We start from the raw sequence: 17798 nt of genomic DNA on the forward strand, positions 1-17798 counted from the left end.
GGCCCGCAACTTCGGTGGGATCCTCGATCGAGGCCTCTGGCCCCATCCACTCCGCGGTCGACCGGAGCCCCGACGGTAGGTCGGCCCCACGTGGCCGACGGTCCATGTCTCAGGAATCTCCACCAACCCGACGGCGCAATGCCGCCGCCATCGCATGGAACCCGACGCACGCATATCGCAGCCGCCGCCGGCAATTCGACAGGACACCGGACCCACCCGCATCCCTACAGGAACAGATCCGGCAACAAGCGCTCCCCCGGCTTGACCGCGTAGTGCTCCAGATCGGTCACGCCGGCGCGCGCCAGGGCCTCCTCGTCGATCATGAATTCACCGGTGAGCTCCGATGAGGGCTGGCTGAGCATCCAGTGGGCCGCGTCGGCCATGATCTCCGGCCTGCGGCAGTTCTCGGGTCTGACCGCGCCCCCGAGCATGGCCAGGGCGGCGGTGGCGATGACGGTCTTCGGCCACAGCGCGTTGACCGCGATGCCCTCGGAGCGGAATTCTTCCGCCATGCCGAGCGCGCACTGGCTCATGCCGTACTTGGCCATGGTGTAGGCCACGTGCGGGGCGAACCACTTCGGGTCCATGTTCAACGGCGGCGACAGGTTGAGGATGTGCGGATTCTTTGCCTGGCGCAGGTAGGGAAGGGCGGCCTGCGAGCAGACGAAGGTGCCCCGCACGTTGACACCGAACATCAGATCGAAGCGCTTCATCGGCACCTCCGGAGTCGGTGCGAGGTAGATCGCCGAGGCATTGTTGACCAGGATGTCGATGCCGCCGAAGTGCTCGGCCGCCTTCGCCATGGCCTCGTTGACGGCCTGGTCGTCGCGGATGTCGAGCTTGATGGCCAGTGCCTGCCCGCCGGCGGCCTCGACTTCGGCCGCGGCGTCGTGAATGGTGCCGGGCAGTTTCGGGTGCTTGCGATCACTCTTGGCGGCAATGACGACGTTGGCGCCGTCGGCAGCGGCCCGAAGCGCGATCGCCTTGCCGATGCCACGCGATGCACCGGTGATGAACAGGGTCTTGCCCTCGAGAGGCTGGCTCATGTCGAAGCTCCGTCGTGAGGTATGGGGGTATCCTACCCGGATCATGGAGACGTCGGTCGGGGATCAGCGGTGAGTCATGGGTGAGCAGGCGCTCGGCATCCTGACCGGCCTGGCCGAGACGCATCCGATCTGGCTGGTGCTCCTGGCCTTCATCGTGGCCTTCCTCGAATCCCTGGCCATCGTCGGTATCCTGGTTCCCGGAATCATCCTGCTGTTCATCGTCGGTACCCTGATCGGCCCCGAGTGGACGGTCTTCATGGCCTGCTGGCTGGCGGCCTCGGGCGGCGCCCTGCTGGGCGATGGTCTGAGCTTCTGGCTGGGCTGGCGGTATCGGGCGCGCGTGCCCACGCTCTGGCCCTTCAGTCGACGCCCGGAGTTGCTCAGCCGCGCCCGCGATCAGTTCCATAGGCACGGCGGCAAGGCGATCGTGATCGCTCGCTTCATCGGGCCGATGCGGCCGATCGTGCCCATGATCGCCGGTTCCATGCACGTGTCCAATGCGCTGTTCTACCGTTACGCCATCCCCGCCTGCATCGCCTGGGCGCCGCTCTACCTGCTGCCTGGCGCCTTGTTCGGCGCATCGCTGGAACTGGCCGCGGAATTCGCCGGACGACTGGCCTCCTTGCTCGCCATTCTGGTCATCGGTCTGTGGCTGCTGCTCTGGGTCACGCGCCAGATCTACGAGTTCACGGCTCGGCGTTCGGGTTGGTGGCTGCGCTCCCTGATCCGCTGGCTTCGGAGCCATCCGCGCCTGGGCCGGCTGTTCGGTCCGCTGCTCGAGCCGGGCGGACGCGAGGTGCTTTCCGTCACGCTTCTGGGTCTGCTCTGGCTGGCCTGTCTGGCCGTGCTTCTGGCGGTGCTGTTGGCCGCACCCTTCGCCGACACGCACTGGGATGCCGATCGGCAGATCGCCAGCTGGGCGGGCAGCCTGCGCAATCACTTTGCCGACCCGGTGCTGGCCGCCATTGCCCTGGCCACGGGCAGCCGGGCGATGCTTTTCCTGGCCGGTGCCTTTGCCGTGATCCTGCTCGGCCTGGGTCGGATCAACGCGACCTGGCATTGGGCCATGGCCATGATCGGAGGCTGGTTCAGCGGCGAGTTGCTGATCCTGCTCACCGGCCTGATGATGGAGCGCCCGGAGGTCATGCCGTCGCTGGGCGAAGTGCCCTTCCGCCCCTATCTGCTCGCCTGTCTGGTGTTCGGTTTCTTCGCCGTCCTGCTGGCCAAGGACCTTGGGGCGCGCCGCCGCAAGTGGCCCTACCTGGCGACGACGCTGATCCTGGGTCTGTCCGGCTTTGCTCATTTCTATCTGGGCCGGGCGTCTCTGCCCGGCCTGCTGGCCGCGCTGGCGCTGGGCCTGGGTTGGGTGGCGATGATCGGTATCGCCTACCGGCAGCGGGCCAGCCGCCGACCGCATGCGCCCGGCCTGGTGCTGGCCTTCTACGGCCTGGCGCTGGGGGCGGCCGTCGTCAATGCGCGCAGCGGTCTCGAGGCCTTGCTCGAGGCGACCGAGCTACGTCCCCCGGCCCAGTCGATCAGTCGCCAGGCCTGGCAGGCGGGCGACTGGCGCAAACTGCCCGATCGAATCTCCAGCCTGGGGCCCTTCGAGCGGCATCGCTTCGATCTGCAGCTGGCCGCGCCGATGGAAGCGATCGAACAGGCGCTCCTGGCAGCGGGTTGGCAGCCGGTGCCGGAGGTCAGACTCGGCGACCTCGGGTCCATTCTGATCGGTCGCCCCGATCGTGCCGAGTTGCCGCATCTGAACAAGGACTTCGCCGGCCGACCGGACGATCGCATGCTCCGTTTCGACACGCAGGAGGGGCCGGTGGTCCTGCTTCGCCTGTGGGCCTCGGGGGCGCGACTGACGCCGGATGGAGAGCCGGTCTGGCTGGGTCAGGTGCGTGCCGTCGAGCCCGGGCTGTTTCTGGGCGGGTTGACACGCTGGTACGAGCTCGGCGATCGGACGGACGACGCCGCTTCGATTCTCGATCGCGCCCTGCCGAATTGGTGGCAGGCGGCGCCGGAGGGCGGGCCCAGGCTCTACGCGCTTCCGGACTGAAGGTCTTCGTCGGCTCGGGCCAGCTGGTCGATGATCTCGATCAGGGCGTCCAGGCGCTCGCTGGCAGCGGTGCTTTCCAGCAGGCCTTGCGCCTGCCGTCGATCGATCGGCAGGATGCTGGAGAGCGCAAAGCTCAGTGAGGCCGGGTCATCGGCATCGGCGTCGAGGCGCTCGGCCAGTTCGCGGTGGGTCTGGATTTCTCGCAGCAGGGACTGCAGGGCCGCATGCCTCGGGGCGATCGCTTCGGCTGCCTGATCGTGCAGCCAGTCCACATCGCCGATCAGCAGGCCGTTGTCGCGGCAGCGGGTTGAGCGAACGAGAAAGCGGCGCTCGCCCCGGCACTCGATGCCGAGCAGGCCGTCTTCGAGGGTGGAAAAGTCGGTGATCCTGGCCTCGGTGCCGACGCGGGCATGGCCCACGCCGGATTGTTCGTCACCCTCAAGGCGCCAGATCACACCGAAACCGGACTCGGCGCGCAGGCATTCGCGAACCATGTCGATGTAGCGGGATTCGAAGATCCGCAGGGGCAGACGCGCGCCCGGAAACAGCACGACGTTGAGCGGGAACAGCGGCAGGGTGTCAGTCATCAGGCAAGGTTGCCGTAAACCCGGTCAGGCAAGCGTCAATACGTCCGCCGTCAGTCCGCGTAGCGTTTCTCCAGGGCCTCGAGAAAGCGTCGTGACGCATTGCCGAAGCCCTGGTTGCTCATGAACACGACATGGTCGCCCGGACGGGCGATCTCGAGCATGTCCTCGACCAGGTTTTCGACCTGGGCACGCGGCCGGCCCTGCCCGTCGAGCTTACCGAGCACTTCATGCGGATTCCAGTCCATCGCGTCCGAAGTCTTGATCCAGACGTGGTCGGCGGCCATCAGGGCATTCGGCAGGTCCGCGACATGGTGACTGGCCCGCATCGTATTGCTGGCCGGTTCGAGGGCCACCAGGATGCGCGCATTGCCAACGCTTCGACGCAGGCCTTCCAGGGTCAGGCGGATGGCCGTGGGGTGGTGGGCGAAGTCATCATAGACGCGAATCTCCTCCACGTCGCCGAGCTGCTCCATGCGCCGCTTCACCCCAGTGAAACGGGCGAGCGCATTGATGGCCAGGTCGGGATCCACGCCGGCGGCGTCGGCGGCGGCGAGGGCGGCCAGGGCATTGAGGGCATTGTGTCGGCCACTCAGGGTCCAGCTCAGTTCGCCCAGTTCCTCGCCATCCCGGAAGAAGACCAGCCGCCGGCCCCCGGGTTCGGCCAGCTTGACCTGCCAGCCCTGGCTCGGCTCTGCTTCGCACAGGTCGAAGGCGGCCCTTCGGCTCCAGCAGCCCATGTCCAATACGTCTCCTAGGGCTGCATCGGCGTCGTTGACGACCAGGGTGCCGTTGCCGGGCACGGTGCGGATCAGGTGATGGAACTGGGTCTGGATCGCGGCGAGATCCGGATAGATGTCCGCGTGATCGAATTCCAGATTGTTCAGGATCGCGATTTCGGGACGGTAATGGACGAACTTGGCCCGCTTGTCGAAGAAGGCCGTGTCGTATTCATCCGCTTCGACCACGAACCACTCGGACCCGCTGCGCGCGGATACGCCGAAATTGTTCGGGATGCCGCCGATCAGGAAGCCGGGCTCGTAGCCGGCCTGGTCGAGAATCCAGGTCAACAGGCTCGAGGTCGTCGTCTTGCCGTGCGTGCCCGCCACGGCCAGCACGCGGCGCTGACTGAGGTAGTTCTCCCCCAGCCAGCGAGGCCCGGAGGTGTACGGGATGCGTTGATTGAGAACGGCTTCCACGGCGGGGTTGCCGCGGCTGAGCGCATTGCCGATCAGGACCAGATCGGGTCTGGGGTCGAGCTGGGCCGGGTCGTAGCCTTCGGTCAGCTCGATGCCCAGGGCTTCGAGCTGGGTGCTCATCGGCGGGTAGACGTTCTTGTCCGATCCGGTCACTTCATGACCGTCGGCGCGGGCCAGGGCGGCCAGTCCACCCATGAACGTGCCGCAGATGCCAAGGATATGGATTTTCACAATGGGCCAGCCAGAGACGTGATCAGGAACAGGGAGAAAAGAAACATTAGCACGGCCACGGCCAGGCCGGCGGCGAAGCTGATCTCCAGCGCGCTTCGCCAGATATGGGCGTCGACGGCAAAGGACCAGAAGAAACTCAGCAGCAGCAGAAAGGCCAGAGGATTCGCCGCCGAGCCGCTCATCGCCAGGCTCAGGGGCAGGGTCAGGATCGACAGCAGGGCGCTGGTCCCGAACAGCGCGGACAGGGTCTGCTCCCAACGCGCCGGACGATGTCTGAGCTTGAGTACAATCCAGACCAGAAGCAGCGGCAGGCCCACGGCCAGCAGCAGCACGAGCACCGGTTGGGGATGGGGTTCGCCGCGGCCCAGGTTGATCGCCGTGATGGCGACGTAGGCTGTGACGCAGAACAGCAGGGTGCTACGGCCCGCCGGCAGGTCCTGGGGGCCGAGTCGTAACAGCAGGATGCCGGCCAGGCGAGCGATCAGATCGGACATGGAATGAAGTCGATGACGAATGCAGGCAGCCTATCAGACTCGAAGCCCGTCGAGCCGACGCGTCGGCTCGACACCTCCGGCAAGCTCTGCCCGGTGCCGGTGGTCGAGGCGCGCTCGATGCTCGCCGAGATGCGGCCGGGTGAGGTGCTGGATGTCATCGCAACCGATCCCCTGGCTGAACTCGACCTGGCGGTGATGTGCGAACGGACCGGACATCGACTGCTCAGCGCGGTCACCCGGGACGGCGTGGTCCGGGTGCGCATCGAAGTCGGCGTCGATTCCCGCGCCCGCTAGTGCGCCATGCGGCGAATCAGGGCGACGATCCGCGTCAGTCCAGGGCGTCGACGAGGCGCTGGTTGATCTCTTCGATCGAGCCCAGGCCGTCGACATCCGCCAGCAGATTACGCGATTCGTAGTAGCCGGTGACGGGCGCCGTCTGTTCCCGATAGACCGCGAGGCGATTGCGAACGACTTCTTCCGTGTCATCGGAGCGGTTTTCTTCGGCGGCTCGCTTGGCCAGGCGCTGGACGATCTGTTCTTCGTCGACCCCAAGCGCCAGGGCCTTTTCGACCGGCAGCTCGATGCGTTCGAGCACCTCGTCCAGCGCGCGGGCCTGGGCGAGGTTGCGGGGGTAGCCGTCGAGGATGTATCCGGCCTTGACGTCGTCGGCGCCCATGCGCTCTTCGATCAGGCCGAGCATCAGCTCGTCGGAGACCAGTTCGCCGGCATCCATGGCCGCCTTGGCCTTCTGCCCCAACGGGGTGCCGGCGGCAACGGCCGCGCGCAGCAGTTCACCGGTGGAGATATGGGGTACGCCCAGGCGTTCCTTGAGCAGGGCGGCCTGCGTGCCCTTGCCCGATCCGGGCGGGCCGAGAAGTACGATTCGCATGGTGGTGAAGCGGGAATTCCGGGGGTTTCAGAACAAGCCGTTAAAAGTACTTGGGATGGCCCCGAGTGTCAAATCACATCGGTCCTGGCCAGGCGCCTTCAATCGCCCTCCGGGCCTGGCCTGCGCTGCCACCGGCCCAGCCCCCGGTGCTATGCTTCGAGGCGATGCCCTGAAAGGAAGAAGAGGCCCGATGGCCGGTAACAATCTGCTCTATGCCCAGTCCGGCGGCGTGACGCCGGTGATCAACGCCACGGCAGCGGCCCTGATCGAAGCGGCGCGCGGACACAGCGATCGTCTGGGGAAGGTCTTCGCCGCCCGCGACGGCATCCTGGGCGTGCTCGAAGAGCGCCTCATCGATACCTCCACACTAACCGCGACCGATCTGCAGGCCCTGGCCAAGACCCCGGGCGGCACCTTCGGCTCCTGCCGCTACAAGCTCAAGGGCATGGACGAGAATCGACGCGAGTACGAGCGTCTGATCGAGGTCTTTCGCGCCCATGACATCGGCTACTTCTTCTACAACGGCGGCAATGATTCGGCCGACACGGCGCTGAAGATCTCCGAGATGGCTCGCAGTCACGAGCTGCCGCTGCAGTGCATCGCCGTGCCCAAGACCATCGACAACGATCTGGCCGTCACCGACAACTGTCCCGGCTTCGGCTCCGTGGCCAAGTACATCGCCGTCTCGATCCGGGAAGCCAGCCTGGACGTGATGGCCATGGCTTCCACCTCGACCAAGGTCTTCATCCTCGAGGTGATGGGCCGGCACGCGGGCTGGATCGCCGCCGCCGGCGGTCTCGCCGCGCGTCGGGCCGGCGATCCGCCGCAGATCATCCTGTTCCCGGAAGTGCCCTTCGAGGAAGCGGACTTCCTGGCCGCGGTGAGGGACTCGGTCGAGCGCCATGGCTACTGCTCCATCGTCGTCTCGGAGGGCGCACGCTGGTCCGATGGACGCTTTCTGGCCGATTCCGGCACCACCGACGCCTTCGGCCACAAGCAGCTCGGCGGCGTGGCCCCGGTGGTCGCGGACCTGGTCAAATCGCAGACCGGCTTCAAGTGCCACTGGGCGGTCAGCGACTACCTGCAGCGTTCGGCCCGCCATCTGGCCTCGGCCACCGATGTCGCCCATGCCCGAGCGGTCGGCGAAGCGGCCGTGGAGTTCGCCCTGGCCGGCCGTTCCGGGGTCATGCCGGTGATCAAGCGCCTGAGTGATGCGCCCTACAGCTGGACCATCGACAGCGCCGAACTCGGCGACATCGCCAATCGGGAAAAGACCGTGCCGAGGGATTTCATCAGTCCTGACGGCTTCGGTATCACGGAGGCCGCTCGCGCCTATCTCGAGCCACTGATCCGAGGCGAGGACTACCCCGCCTACGGCAGCGATGGTCAGCCGCTCTATCTCACGCCGGACTTCGACTACCTGAGTCCCCGCCTGCCCGCCTTCGAGGTCTGAGCGATGATCGACGTCCTGCACGGCCTGCTCGGTATCGCGGTGATCCTCGCTCTGGCCTGGGCCCTGTCGGAAAGACGATCGGCGATTTCCTGGCAGACCATCGGGGTCGGCGTGGCCCTGCAGTTCAGCCTGGCCGTGTTCGTGCTCTGGGTGCCCTTCGGACAGGTCGTATTCGATCGATTGGGTGCCTTGTTCGTGACCCTGATCGGCTACACCTCGGCCGGTTCGAGCTTCATCTTCGGCGACTTCGCCAACCCCGAGGCCTTCGGCTTCATCTTCGCCTTCCAGGTGTTGCCCACCATCATCTTCTTTGCCGCCCTGATGGCCTGCCTGTACCACCTCGGGCTCATGCAGAAGCTGGTCGAAGGCATGGCCTGGGTGATGACGCGGCTGATGAAGGTGTCGGGTTCGGAATCCCTGGCCACCGCCGCCAATGTCTTCGTCGGCCAGACCGAAGCGCCATTGGTGGTGCGTCCCTTCATCGCGGGCATGACCCGTTCCGAGCTGTTCGCCCTGATGACCGGTGGCATGGCCACCATCGCCGGCGGCGTGCTGGCCGCCTATGTGCTGCTGCTCGGTGGCGCCAGCGCCGAGGAGCAGGCCTTTTTCGCCAAGCACCTGATCTCGGCCTCGATCATGGCCGCGCCCGCCGCTCTGGTCATGGCCAAGCTGATCATCCCCGAGACCGCCGAATCGGAGACCGTCGGCACGGTGCGCACGGCCATCGATCGGCCGCACGTCAACCTCATCGAAGCCGCCGCCGGCGGGGCCGGCGAGGGTCTGAAGCTGGCCTTGAACGTCGGCGCCATGCTGTTGGCCTTCCTTGCCCTGATTGCCCTGGTCAACGGTCCGCTGGGCTGGCTCGGCGCCATCAGCGGCCTCGAGGCCTGGCTGGGGCAGCCGCTCAGCCTCGAGCTGATCCTGGGCTGGGTCTTCGCGCCGCTGGCGTTTCTTGTCGGTGTGCCGCTGGACGAGTGCGTGGCGGTGGGCGGACTGATCGGGCAGAAGATCGTCGCCAACGAATTCGTCGCCTACGTGGCCCTGTCCGAAGCGCAGGTGAATCTCAGTGATCGCTCGGTGCTGATCGCCACCTATGCCTTGTGTGGCTTCGCGAATTTCTCTTCGATCGCCATCCAGATCGGCGGTGTGGGCTCGATCTCCCCGTCCCGCCGCCCGGACCTGGCGCGGCTCGGGCTCAAGGCCGTGCTGGCCGGCGCCCTCGTTTCTCTACTGAACGCCGCCTGGGCGGGGATCCTGGTGGGCTAGCGGATTCCGCGATCTCGGGTTTGTCGATGGGGTTCGGCGGCTCCGAACGATCGCATCCCGCGTTCTCGAGCGCCCGGACGTTTCCCTGTATCGGAACACCTTGATGCGGCCTGCAGTCGGTCGGCCCGGCGCAAGCCGGAGGTCGAGTGCGGGTCGCCCGACACTCTGGCTCATCGGAGCCCTGGGAATCAGCCCCGCAGGCGCTTGATGCCGAGGGCTTTCAGCACGTAGCGTTCGTAGACCGGTTCCGCATGGCCCTTGCGGACCTTGCGCATGAAGTACTTCTCGAAGGCGATCTTGGCCCAGTGCACCCACTTGCCCTGCTTGGCCCAGGTGACGTTGCGCGGTGGGATCTGCGGCAGCGCGACGAAGGCCACGCCCGTGTCGCCGAGGTCGGCGAGGCAGATGGCGTTCCATGTGGCCTGGGCCTCGGCCGGTTCGCCGGCCAGGTCGGCTTCGATGTTCTTGACGATGGCAGAGACCATGGACTCGATCATGTAGCCGGTCTTGGGCGCTCCCACGGGTAGTGGTGTGACTTCCACTGGAGGGATGGCGACGCAGACGCCGGCGGAGAAGATGTTGCGGTACTTCGGGTTGCGCTGGTGGGCGTCGATCTCGACGAAGCCCTTCGGGTTGCAAAGACCCTCGGTACTGGCGACGGCGGAGACGCCGCGGAAGGACGGCAGCATCATCGAGAAGCTGAAGGGAAGCTCGATGGACTTGACCGCCTCGCCCTCGTCGTTGACCTGGCTGCAGTGCATCGTGCCCTGCTCGACCTTGTCGACCCGCGTGTTGACGTGCCAGTGGATGTGGCGTTCGCGCAGTTCATGCTCCATCAGGGACTTCGAATCACCCACGCCACCCAGGCCCAGATGCCCGACGTAGGGCTCGCTGGTGACGAAGGTCATCGGCACGCGATCGCGCAGCTTGCGCTTGCGCAGGTCGGCGTCGACGATCATGGCGAATTCGTAGGCAGGGCCGAAGCAGCTGGCCCCCTGGACCGCACCGATCACGATCGGGCCGGGGTTCTCCAGCACCCGCTGATAGGCCTCCCAGGCCTGCGCGGCGTGATCCCGGGTGCAGATCGAATGGGTATGGCCATTGACCGGCCCGAGGCCCTCGATGGCGTCGAAGGCCAGGTCCGGGCCGGTGGTGATGACCAGGTAGTCGTAGTCGAGGCGTTCGCCGTCGGCCAGTTCCAGCGCCGAGTTCTCGGCGTCGATGGATCTGGCGGCCTGGGTGATCAGCCGGATTCCGCGCTTCTCCATCGGCCGCTGCAGCGGGACGCTGATGGCTTCCGGTGAGCGCCAGCCCACGGCCACCCAGGGATTGGAGGGGGTGAAATGAAAGTCCGGATAGGGGCTGACCACGACGACTTCGTGTTCCTTGCCCAGATGATCACGCAATTCATAGGCGGCTTGAACGCCACCCAGACCGGCTCCGAGAACGACGATTCGCGACATGACAGGACCCCGACGATTGTTGTATTCACTCAATATAAGCTCAGCCTAATATTGATTACAAGCGCTCCGGGATAAAAAAGGGCCCGTGCATGCGGGCCCTTGGGAGTTCGATGTTGCTCGATCAGAGCGGCGTGCCCGGGGGGGCGGGCGGCGCCGGAGGCGGTGCCTCGCCATCGTCGCGGTGCATGATGACCTCGAAATGACGACTCATGGGCGCGGCCGCCGTGGCTTCGGGGATCGTGCCGTAGACCTCGGTGGGCCGGCGCTCGCGCATCACGCTGACCGTGACCTGATCACCGGCATCGCGGCCGAGCAGGATGCGGCCCAGATCGACCGGGCGGTTGACCGTCTCTCCGTCGATGGCCAGGATCACGTCACCCGATTCCAGATTGAGCGGGTTGTCATCGGCGATCCGCAGCACCAGCACGCCTTCGCCGGTCCCGAAATAGGGCGCCAGTCCTTCGTGGTTGGTGATGAGGTCCGTGTCATGGCCCAGGCCGGCCAGACGCGGGGGCATCGGCGGGGCGGGCGGTACGGGCATGCCTTCCGGCATTGGGTGGATACGTACGATCTCTCGCTCCATCTGCTCGCCCATTGGCGCCAGGCGGTGGCCGATGACCTGGATGTCGCGCAGGGGCGAGGAGACTTCGACGCCCATGGCCAGTTCCGTGCCTTCACCGCGCTGGATGATCACGTCGACGGTGTCACCCGGTTCGAGGCCGCTCAAGGCCTCACGGATCCGGTTCGGCGTATTCTCGGTGACGTCGCGACCGGCAACGGAGATAAGGCGGTCATCCTTGCGGATGCCGGCGGCCTCGGCGCCGCCGCCGGGGGTGACGCCGATGACCAGGTTCTGATCTGCAGAATCCGGCCCGCCCAGTAGCACGCCCAGTCGCGGCGGGAATCCTGCCAGGACCATGGTGCGAATGGCACTCTCGTCTACGTCGAAGCTGCCTTCCTCGAAGTGGAATTCGAACTCGCGCAGTTCATCGCCGCCTTCGCTCTGCCAGATCCAGTGCTGGCCGTCGCCCTCGGCATCGACCAGTTCGCGCTGCAGGCGGGCGAGGCGTTGGGCGGCCTCGGCCACTTCGAGGCGGGCTTGTTCGAGCTCGGCCCGCAGCTGCTCCATATCGGCCGCATCGCTGTCCTGGGCCAGGGCCATGGGGCTGGCCAGGCACAGAGCCAGCAGGGTGGATTTCATCGTGTTCATCGTCTTGCTCCTTGCGTGATTCAAAGCGGTCGGACCGTCAGAAGCTCGTCAGCTGCATCTCGGTCTGCCAGTTGTTTCGGCCGTACAGTCGATTCATTTCGTCGAGCAACTCGACCCGGCGCTGCCAGAGGTCGAGGTTGTCGGGTTGGCTGGCCAGACGGATGTCCAGCCAGTGCAATTCGTTTTCCACATAGACCAGGCGCTCGACCGAACTGGTGTTGATCGCGCCCATGTTCTGCTGGCGCAGGCGCGACTCCAGCAGGGCGGAAATCTGCCGCGCCTGGACCAGGGCCGGGTCGGTGGCGTCGGCGACCATGGGTTCACCGCTGGCTGGCATCGGCAGCTCCGGCGAGTTCAGGACGCCGAGCAGAACCACCAGCACGGCGGCCGCCGCCAGGCCGGAGCTGATCCAGCCCAGGCGGCGGTGGCGGCGAGAGGCAGCGCGCTGGTCGAGTTCGGTCCGGATCGCCGACCACAGGGCCGGCGGCGGGTCGATCATGGGCAGCTCGTCGAAGCCGGCGAGTCGCTCCTGGCGGGAGTCTGAGGTGTTCATGAGGCATTCACCTGTCGGGCCGGCCGTAGGCCGGGGTCGAGAAGGGGACGGATGCGCGCGCGGGCCCGGCTCAGCCGGGACTTGGACCAGGACACGGTCTGGCCGGCCATTTCGGCGATTTCGGCATGGGTCATGCCTTCGGCGTCGTGCAGCCAGACGACACTTCGATCGATCGGGTCGAGGCAGGCCAGGGCCCGCTCGAGATCCAGCTGCTCATCGTGGCTCGGGGTTTCCGAAAGCGCGGGCCCCTCGTCGTCGTCCAGTGCGTCGAAGCGCTGGCGGTGCTGGTCCATCACCTGGTTGACGATGATCCGCTTCAGCCAGGCCCCGAAGCGGGCCGGTTCGCGCAGCTGGCGGACCCGTTCGAAAGCGCGGACGAAGCCCGCCTGGACCGCATCCCAGGCCTGGGCCTCGCAGCCGGACAGGCGAACCGCCAGGCTCCAGGCGGCCGGTGCGAAGGTCCGGTACACCTTTTCCTGCGTGCGCCGGCAATCCTTCTTCAGGGCGGCCAGGCTGATCTCGTCGAGGGGCGTAGAAAAGTTCATGTCGAGCCTTAGACGGTCGAGGGCGCGAAAGGGTCGCAGCGGGTGTCGAATATTCCCGACACCCTGCCGATCGGACTATTGTCGCTCAGTGGGTCCGAGGCCATACTGGCCCGCCCGATGAGGACAGACCGGCATGGAATTCCAGTTCGAGACCGAACGCCTGCGCATCCGTCCCTGGCGGGACGAAGACCGGCGAGCGCTGGAGCGCATGGTGTTCGACGAGGAGATGATGCGTTACGTCACCCAGGGCCGGACCTGGAGCGATGCGGACGTCGACGAGTTTCTCGAGCGCCAGGCACGGCATCTTCAGCAGGACGGGGTCTGTTTCGGGGCCGTTGAGCTGCTCGACTCCGCTGAGGTCATTGGCACGGCCGGTATGCAGCGCCTGGACAATGGCGATTTCGAGATCGGCTGGTGGATCTGGAAAGACCACTGGGGCCAGGGCCTGGCCACGGAAGCGATGCTGCCGGTCGTCGAACACGCTCGAACCACGATGGCGCTCGATCGCCTGGTGGCCGTGATCGACCCGCCCAACCTGGCTTCGCGCCGGGTGGCCGAAAAACTCGGCATGGCCTTCGAATGCGAGAAGAGCGCCCGGGAAACCATCGCCAAGCGCCCGGATCAGCGCATCGCCTACTATTCGATGTCACTTGCGAAAGGAGTCTGAATTGTCCGAGCGAATGAAAGGCAAGATCGCCCTGGTCACCGGAGCGGCGCGCGGTATCGGCGAAGCCATCGCCCGGGCCTTTGTCGACGAGGGTGCGCGCGTCGTACTGACGGACATCGACGATGCCGCCGGTCAGGCGGCGGCCGAGCGTCTGGGTTCAGCCGCCCGCTACCAGCGCCTGGACGTGCGCGAAGCCGACGACTGGGATGAGGCCATCGAGGGCGTGTTGACCAATGAAGGTCGGCTGGACGTCCTGGTCAACAATGCCGGCATCACCGGATTCGAGCAGGGCATGGTGGCGCACGACCCGGAGCACGCCGAACTGGCCGACTGGCGCGCCGTGCATGCAACGAATCTGGACGGCGTCTTCCTGGGCTGTCGCGCCGCGATCCGGGCGATGCGCCCGAGCGGGCAGGGCTCGATCATCAATATTGCCTCGCGTTCGGGCCAGGTCGGCATCCCGGGTGCCGCTGCCTATGCCTCCTCGAAGGCGGCGGTTCGCAATCACTCGAAGACGGTCGCCCTCTACTGCGCCGAACAGGGCCTGGCGATCCGCTGCAATGCCATCTTCCCGGCAGCCATCCTGACGCCGATGTGGGAACCGATGCTGGGTGACGGACCGGAACGCGAGGCGCGGATGGCCGAGTTCGTCGCCGACTGCCCCCTGCGCCGCTTCGGCCGGCCCGAAGAAGTCGCGGCGCTTGCCGTGATGCTCGCCTCCGACGAAGCCAGCTACATGACCGGCGCCGAACTGATCATCGATGGCGGCATGCTCGCGGGCACTGCCACACCCAGCGTCGACCTGGGTCCAAAGGAATAATTCACCACAGAGGCACAGAGGTCACGGAGAAAAAACTGTTTTGATTTGCTCTGTGTTCTCTGTGCCTCTGTGGTGAACCTGCCTTTTCTAACCTTGCCTAGGCTTGAATTCCAGACACACTGAATTGATGCAGTAGCGCTGGCCCGTCGGCGGCGGGCCGTCGTCGAAGATGTGGCCGAGGTGGGCATCGCAGCGCGGGCAGAGCAGCTCGATCCGGCGCATGCCGAAGGAGTCGTCGAAGCGTTGCTTGATGCCCGCATCGGCCAGTTCCGAGTGATAGCTCGGCCAGCCACAGCCCGAGTGGAATTTCGAGCTGGAATCGAACAGCGGGTGGTCACAGCAGACGCAGTGGTAGACGCCGTCTTCGAAGTGTTCGTTGTATTCGCCGGTGAAGGGGCGCTCGGTGCCGGCCTGGCGGGTTACACGGAACTGCTCCTCGGTCAGCTGCTCGCGCCATTCCCCTTCGCTCTTCTCGATTCGATCGTTCATCTCGTGTGCCTCTCTCGGATGGACTCATCCGTTCTCATCGATTCTGCTCAGGTTTCGATCGCCCTCGAAGCTCGCCCAATGCTCGGCGAAGCTTCGACCGCTGACCGGGTGAACCAGCTCCGGGGCGAGATCCGCCATCGGCTGCAGGACGTGGGCGAACTTCAGGATTTCATCGCGCGGTAGCTCCAGGCCGTCGACCATGCCCGTCTGTTCACCGTGCAACAGGATGTCGATATCGAGCGAGCGATCGGAGAACTTGGGCTGGCTGCGATCGCGGCCGTGCCGGTTCTCGAGCTCGGTCAGCCAGGCCTTGAGCTGCCCGACCGACCAGTCCGTGTGGATTCGGGCCACGCCATTGAGGAAATCCGAGCCCGAGAAGCCGACGGCGGCCGACCGGTAGAAGGGCGAGACGCTGACCTCCCCGAAGGTCCCCGCCAGGGCGCTGATCCCGCTCAGCAGATGCCGCGCCGGGTCCTGATTGCTGCCCAGTCCGAGATAGACGTCAACGCTGCCGTGGTCGGTCGAGCCCATGGGTGGTCCTCAATCCGGGGGATCGCAAAACCCCATTGTCTCAGATTGTTCGTCCCGCGGCGCCGCTCAGGGGCGCTGGCCGCGTTCGATGATCACGCCGACGGAGCGGGAGCCGCGCACGGCGCCCGGCTTGTCGAGCTTGAGCCGCAGCCACTGGACCGGGAACTCGCTCAGGATGATCTCCGCGCAGCGCTCGGCCAGGGTCTCGACCAGGCCGAACTCGCTTTTCTCGACGAAGCCGATCAGACGCTTGGCCACGGCCTTGTAGTCGAGCGTGTCGTCGATGTGGTCGGTGGCGGCGGCACGCGCGATGTCGGCATTCATTTCGATGTTCAGGCGCACGGTCTGACGGATCTCGCGCTCCCAGTCGTAGATGCCGATCACGGTGTCGATGTCGAGGTCGGAGATGAAGACGATGTCCATGGGCAAGGCTCGATTCAGAAGCGGCACAGGGTAGCCGGCGAAGGGTGAAGGCGGTTGAAGTGTTCGGTCTCAGGCCGTTTCCGCGGCGCGCTCGGCAGCCTCGGGCGCCGGGGGCAGCTCCTCCAGCGGCCAGCGCGGGCGCACGGCGATCAGGCCGTCGCGCCGGCCTTCGTGGCGGCGATACCAGCCGGCATGCGCGATCATCGCGCCGTTGTCCGTGCAAAGCGACGGTCGCGGGTAGAAGACCTGGCCGGGCAGGGCCCGATCCAGGGCCTGGCGCAGACGCTGGTTGGCGCTGACGCCGCCGGCAATCACCAGACGCTTGAGCCGGGCCTGCTTGAGGGCCCGTTTGCACTTGATCACCAGAGTGTCGACCACGGCGCGCTCGAAGCCAGCGGCGATGTCCGCGTGATCGGCCTTCTCGCTGCGTTCGACCAGCTCCCGGGTATGGGTCTTCAGCCCGGAGAAGCTGAAGTCGAGTCCGGGCCGATTGACCATCGGGCGGGGAAAGTCGAAGCGTTCCGGGTCCCCTTGTTCGGCCAGGCGAGCCACTTCGGGCCCGCCTGGGTAGCCCAGGCCCAGCAGGCGGGCGGTCTTGTCGAAGGCCTCGCCGGCGGCATCGTCCAGGGTCTCGCCCAGCAGGCGGTAGCGTCCGAGGCCGGCGACTTCGACCAGCATCGTGTGGCCGCCGGACACGAGCAGGGCCAGGAAGGGGAATGCCGGGGCGTTGGCTTCGAGCAGCGGCGAGAGCAGGTGCCCTTCCATGTGATGGACGGCGATCGCCGGGATATCCAGTGCCCGGGCCAGGGCGACGCCGGTGGAGGCGCCGACCAGCAGGGCGCCGGCCAGGCCGGGGCCGGCCGTGTAGGCGACCGCGCCGAGCTCGTCGGGAGACAGGCTGGCCTGGTCGAGCAGCTCCCGGATCATGCCGGGCAGCTTGCGAACATGGTCCCTGGAGGCCAGCTCCGGGACCACGCCGCCGTAGGCCGCGTGGTCGGCCTGGGTGTACACGAGCTCGGCCACGATGCCGCCGTCGGGCCGATAAATGGCCACGCCCGTTTCATCGCAGGAGGATTCGATGCCCAGAATGCTTTGCATCGACGCAGAATACCACGCTATAATGGGCGACTTTCCACGCAAAACATGGACCGGGAATTTTAATGCCGAGTGTCAAGGTCAAGGAAAACGAGCCGTTCGAGTACGCCCTGCGTCGCTTCAAGCGCTCGTGTGAAAAAGCTGGCGTCGTCGCCGAATCTCGCCGCCGCGAGTTCTTCGAAAAGCCGACCCAGGAGCGCAAGCGCAAGAAGGCTGCCGCCGTCAAGCGTCACCTGCGCAAGCTGTCTCGCGAGCGCGTCAACCGTCGCCGCCTGTACTGATTGATCGTGGATCGGCCCCTCGGCCGGTCCTCCCAGCCAAGGATCGTCTGCTTTGTCCCTCAAGGTCACCATCCAGGACGACGTCAAGCAGGCCATGCGCGCGGGCGACAAGGGCCGTCTGAAGACCCTGCGCATGGCGACCGCCGCCATCAAGCAACGCGAGGTCGATGAACGCATCGAGCTCGATGATGCGCAGGTGCTGGCGATCCTGGAAAAGATGATCAAGCAGCGACGCGAGTCCTCCGAGCAGTACCGTGCCGGCCAGCGCCCCGAGCTGGCCGAAGTCGAAGAAGCCGAAATCGCCATCCTCCAGACCTACCTGCCCGAACCCCTGGGTGAGGCGGAGCTGGATGCGTTGATCGACAAGGCGATTGCCAACGCCGGCGTCACCGGCATGGCCGCCATGGGTGCCGTGATGGGCACATTGAAAGATCAGGTGCAGGGCCGCGCGGACATGCGCGAGGTCTCGGCCCGGGTGCGCGCCCGCCTGAACGCTTGAT

General features: G+C 66.2%; 21 protein-coding genes. 8 read left to right on the forward strand and 13 right to left on the reverse strand.

The genetic code is table 11. From position 1 onward, the window contains the following. Window positions 1-224: 224 nt before the first annotated feature. Complete coding sequence (locus tag WM2015_RS01335; RefSeq protein ID WP_049724343.1) at window positions 225-1046, reverse strand: SDR family oxidoreductase; 822 nt, start codon at window positions 1044-1046, stop codon at window positions 225-227. A 76-nt stretch (window positions 1047-1122) separates the two neighbouring features. Here WM2015_RS01335 and WM2015_RS01340 point away from each other — a divergent pair, with 76 nt between their 5' ends. Then, the gene (locus tag WM2015_RS01340) at window positions 1123-3105 is read left to right on the forward strand and encodes a VTT domain-containing protein (RefSeq protein ID WP_049724344.1); all 1983 of its coding nucleotides are present in this window, start codon (window positions 1123-1125) and stop codon (window positions 3103-3105) included. Here WM2015_RS01340 and WM2015_RS01345 read toward each other — a convergent pair. From WM2015_RS01345 to WM2015_RS01355, 3 genes are read right to left on the reverse strand one after another with little or no spacing between them, the layout of a single operon-like run. Further along, entirely contained in the window at window positions 3087-3692 is a 606-nt protein-coding gene (locus WM2015_RS01345) for an LON peptidase substrate-binding domain-containing protein (protein ID WP_049724345.1), read from the reverse strand. The two genes, WM2015_RS01340 and WM2015_RS01345, sit on opposite strands and share 19 nt — an antisense overlap. 50 nt (window positions 3693-3742) lie before the next feature. Beyond that, window positions 3743-5119: a UDP-N-acetylmuramate:L-alanyl-gamma-D-glutamyl-meso-diaminopimelate ligase gene (mpl, locus tag WM2015_RS01350; protein ID WP_049724346.1), complete on the reverse strand. Its 1377-nt coding sequence runs from the start codon at window positions 5117-5119 to the stop codon at window positions 3743-3745. Continuing rightward, a complete protein-coding gene (locus WM2015_RS01355) occupies window positions 5116-5613 on the reverse strand; it encodes a hypothetical protein (protein WP_049724347.1) in 498 nt (165 codons plus the stop codon). Before WM2015_RS01355 ends, mpl begins: the two co-directional genes overlap by 4 nt. A 12-nt stretch (window positions 5614-5625) precedes the next feature. On the opposite strand from WM2015_RS01355, the gene WM2015_RS01360 reads away from it, so the two are divergent. Next, window positions 5626-5907 (forward strand): sulfurtransferase TusA family protein, encoded by a 282-nt coding sequence (locus tag WM2015_RS01360; protein ID WP_169751069.1) that lies wholly within the window; start codon window positions 5626-5628, stop codon window positions 5905-5907. Window positions 5908-5941: 34 nt separating this feature from the next. Here WM2015_RS01360 and WM2015_RS01365 read toward each other — a convergent pair whose 3' ends face one another. Then, window positions 5942-6502, reverse strand: a complete 561-nt coding sequence (locus WM2015_RS01365) for an adenylate kinase (protein WP_049724349.1) — start codon at window positions 6500-6502, stop codon at window positions 5942-5944. Window positions 6503-6692: 190 nt separating this feature from the next. Between WM2015_RS01365 and WM2015_RS01370 the strand changes: the two genes are divergently transcribed. Together WM2015_RS01370 and WM2015_RS01375 are read left to right on the forward strand one after the other, a co-directional pair. Beyond that, complete coding sequence (locus tag WM2015_RS01370; protein WP_049724350.1) at window positions 6693-7955, forward strand: 6-phosphofructokinase; 1263 nt, start codon at window positions 6693-6695, stop codon at window positions 7953-7955. A gap of 3 nt (window positions 7956-7958) precedes the next feature. Next, window positions 7959-9221 (forward strand): NupC/NupG family nucleoside CNT transporter, encoded by a 1263-nt coding sequence (locus WM2015_RS01375; protein ID WP_049724351.1) that lies wholly within the window; start codon window positions 7959-7961, stop codon window positions 9219-9221. Between the two features lie 188 nt (window positions 9222-9409). Here WM2015_RS01375 and WM2015_RS01380 read toward each other — a convergent pair whose 3' ends face one another. From WM2015_RS01380 to WM2015_RS01395, 4 genes are all read right to left on the reverse strand, one after another. Then, the gene (locus tag WM2015_RS01380) at window positions 9410-10684 is read right to left on the reverse strand and encodes an NAD(P)/FAD-dependent oxidoreductase (protein ID WP_049724352.1); all 1275 of its coding nucleotides are present in this window, start codon (window positions 10682-10684) and stop codon (window positions 9410-9412) included. A 121-nt stretch (window positions 10685-10805) separates the two neighbouring features. Next, entirely contained in the window at window positions 10806-11894 is a 1089-nt protein-coding gene (locus WM2015_RS01385) for a PDZ domain-containing protein (RefSeq protein WP_049724353.1), read from the reverse strand. Window positions 11895-11931: 37 nt separating this feature from the next. After that, the gene (locus WM2015_RS01390; RefSeq protein ID WP_049724354.1) at window positions 11932-12447 is read right to left on the reverse strand and encodes a hypothetical protein; all 516 of its coding nucleotides are present in this window, start codon (window positions 12445-12447) and stop codon (window positions 11932-11934) included. Continuing rightward, window positions 12444-12992 carry an RNA polymerase sigma factor gene (locus tag WM2015_RS01395; protein ID WP_049724355.1) on the reverse strand — a complete coding sequence of 183 codons (549 nt, stop codon included), beginning with the start codon at window positions 12990-12992 and terminating at the stop codon, window positions 12444-12446. Before WM2015_RS01395 ends, WM2015_RS01390 begins: the two co-directional genes overlap by 4 nt. 133 nt (window positions 12993-13125) lie before the next feature. Between WM2015_RS01395 and WM2015_RS01400 the strand changes: the two genes are divergently transcribed. Both WM2015_RS01400 and WM2015_RS01405 read left to right on the forward strand, forming a co-directional pair. Beyond that, on the forward strand, window positions 13126-13659 hold the full coding sequence (locus tag WM2015_RS01400; RefSeq protein ID WP_049724356.1) for a GNAT family N-acetyltransferase: 534 nt from the start codon (window positions 13126-13128) through the stop codon (window positions 13657-13659). 13 nt (window positions 13660-13672) lie between these two features. Beyond that, window positions 13673-14479 (forward strand): glucose 1-dehydrogenase, encoded by an 807-nt coding sequence (locus WM2015_RS01405; RefSeq protein ID WP_049726929.1) that lies wholly within the window; start codon window positions 13673-13675, stop codon window positions 14477-14479. Window positions 14480-14566: 87 nt separating this feature from the next. On the opposite strand, the gene msrB is transcribed toward WM2015_RS01405, so the two are convergent. The 4 genes from msrB to tsaD all read right to left on the reverse strand — a co-directional run bounded on the left by msrB (window position 14567) and on the right by tsaD (window position 17020). Continuing rightward, window positions 14567-14968 carry a peptide-methionine (R)-S-oxide reductase MsrB gene (gene msrB, locus WM2015_RS01410; RefSeq protein WP_049724357.1) on the reverse strand — a complete coding sequence of 134 codons (402 nt, stop codon included), beginning with the start codon at window positions 14966-14968 and terminating at the stop codon, window positions 14567-14569. 24 nt (window positions 14969-14992) lie between these two features. Continuing rightward, the gene (gene folK / locus WM2015_RS01415) at window positions 14993-15499 is read right to left on the reverse strand and encodes a 2-amino-4-hydroxy-6-hydroxymethyldihydropteridine diphosphokinase (RefSeq protein ID WP_049724358.1); all 507 of its coding nucleotides are present in this window, start codon (window positions 15497-15499) and stop codon (window positions 14993-14995) included. Window positions 15500-15565: 66 nt separating this feature from the next. Further along, window positions 15566-15922, reverse strand: a complete 357-nt coding sequence (gene folB / locus WM2015_RS01420) for a dihydroneopterin aldolase (protein ID WP_049724359.1) — start codon at window positions 15920-15922, stop codon at window positions 15566-15568. A 69-nt stretch (window positions 15923-15991) separates the two neighbouring features. Further along, entirely contained in the window at window positions 15992-17020 is a 1029-nt protein-coding gene (tsaD, locus tag WM2015_RS01425) for a tRNA (adenosine(37)-N6)-threonylcarbamoyltransferase complex transferase subunit TsaD (protein ID WP_049724360.1), read from the reverse strand. 62 nt (window positions 17021-17082) lie between these two features. Here tsaD and rpsU point away from each other — a divergent pair, with 62 nt between their 5' ends. Both rpsU and WM2015_RS01435 read left to right on the forward strand, forming a co-directional pair. Next, on the forward strand, window positions 17083-17298 hold the full coding sequence (gene rpsU / locus WM2015_RS01430; protein ID WP_049724361.1) for a 30S ribosomal protein S21: 216 nt from the start codon (window positions 17083-17085) through the stop codon (window positions 17296-17298). Between the two features lie 52 nt (window positions 17299-17350). After that, window positions 17351-17797: a GatB/YqeY domain-containing protein gene (locus WM2015_RS01435; protein WP_082169339.1), complete on the forward strand. Its 447-nt coding sequence runs from the start codon at window positions 17351-17353 to the stop codon at window positions 17795-17797. Window position 17798: the final 1 nt, after the last annotated feature.

It is taken from the genome of Wenzhouxiangella marina (assembly GCF_001187785.1).
GTDB classification, from domain to species: domain Bacteria; phylum Pseudomonadota; class Gammaproteobacteria; order Xanthomonadales; family Wenzhouxiangellaceae; genus Wenzhouxiangella; species Wenzhouxiangella marina.

Excerpts from the sequence above, each read along its gene's own strand:
- rpsU (WP_049724361.1), top strand. The coding sequence starts at position 17,083 with ATGCCGAGTGTCAAGGTCAAGGAAAACGAGCCGTTCGAGTACGCCCTG.
- WM2015_RS01360 (WP_169751069.1), top strand. The coding sequence starts at position 5,626 with ATGACGAATGCAGGCAGCCTATCAGACTCGAAGCCCGTCGAGCCGACG.
- WM2015_RS01355 (WP_049724347.1), bottom strand. The coding sequence starts at position 5,613 with ATGTCCGATCTGATCGCTCGCCTGGCCGGCATCCTGCTGTTACGACTC.
- WM2015_RS01390 (WP_049724354.1), bottom strand. The coding sequence starts at position 12,447 with ATGAACACCTCAGACTCCCGCCAGGAGCGACTCGCCGGCTTCGACGAG.
- folK (WP_049724358.1), bottom strand. The coding sequence starts at position 15,499 with ATGGGCTCGACCGACCACGGCAGCGTTGACGTCTATCTCGGACTGGGC.
- WM2015_RS01405 (WP_049726929.1), top strand. The coding sequence starts at position 13,673 with ATGAAAGGCAAGATCGCCCTGGTCACCGGAGCGGCGCGCGGTATCGGC.
- WM2015_RS01380 (WP_049724352.1), bottom strand. The coding sequence starts at position 10,684 with ATGTCGCGAATCGTCGTTCTCGGAGCCGGTCTGGGTGGCGTTCAAGCC.
- WM2015_RS01395 (WP_049724355.1), bottom strand. The coding sequence starts at position 12,992 with ATGAACTTTTCTACGCCCCTCGACGAGATCAGCCTGGCCGCCCTGAAG.
- WM2015_RS01365 (WP_049724349.1), bottom strand. The coding sequence starts at position 6,502 with ATGCGAATCGTACTTCTCGGCCCGCCCGGATCGGGCAAGGGCACGCAG.
- folB (WP_049724359.1), bottom strand. The coding sequence starts at position 15,922 with ATGGACATCGTCTTCATCTCCGACCTCGACATCGACACCGTGATCGGC.
- tsaD (WP_049724360.1), bottom strand. The coding sequence starts at position 17,020 with ATGCAAAGCATTCTGGGCATCGAATCCTCCTGCGATGAAACGGGCGTG.
- WM2015_RS01370 (WP_049724350.1), top strand. The coding sequence starts at position 6,693 with ATGGCCGGTAACAATCTGCTCTATGCCCAGTCCGGCGGCGTGACGCCG.
- WM2015_RS01400 (WP_049724356.1), top strand. The coding sequence starts at position 13,126 with ATGGAATTCCAGTTCGAGACCGAACGCCTGCGCATCCGTCCCTGGCGG.
- WM2015_RS01385 (WP_049724353.1), bottom strand. The coding sequence starts at position 11,894 with ATGAACACGATGAAATCCACCCTGCTGGCTCTGTGCCTGGCCAGCCCC.
- msrB (WP_049724357.1), bottom strand. The coding sequence starts at position 14,968 with ATGAACGATCGAATCGAGAAGAGCGAAGGGGAATGGCGCGAGCAGCTG.
- WM2015_RS01375 (WP_049724351.1), top strand. The coding sequence starts at position 7,959 with ATGATCGACGTCCTGCACGGCCTGCTCGGTATCGCGGTGATCCTCGCT.
- WM2015_RS01340 (WP_049724344.1), top strand. The coding sequence starts at position 1,123 with ATGGGTGAGCAGGCGCTCGGCATCCTGACCGGCCTGGCCGAGACGCAT.
- WM2015_RS01345 (WP_049724345.1), bottom strand. The coding sequence starts at position 3,692 with ATGACTGACACCCTGCCGCTGTTCCCGCTCAACGTCGTGCTGTTTCCG.
- WM2015_RS01335 (WP_049724343.1), bottom strand. The coding sequence starts at position 1,046 with ATGAGCCAGCCTCTCGAGGGCAAGACCCTGTTCATCACCGGTGCATCG.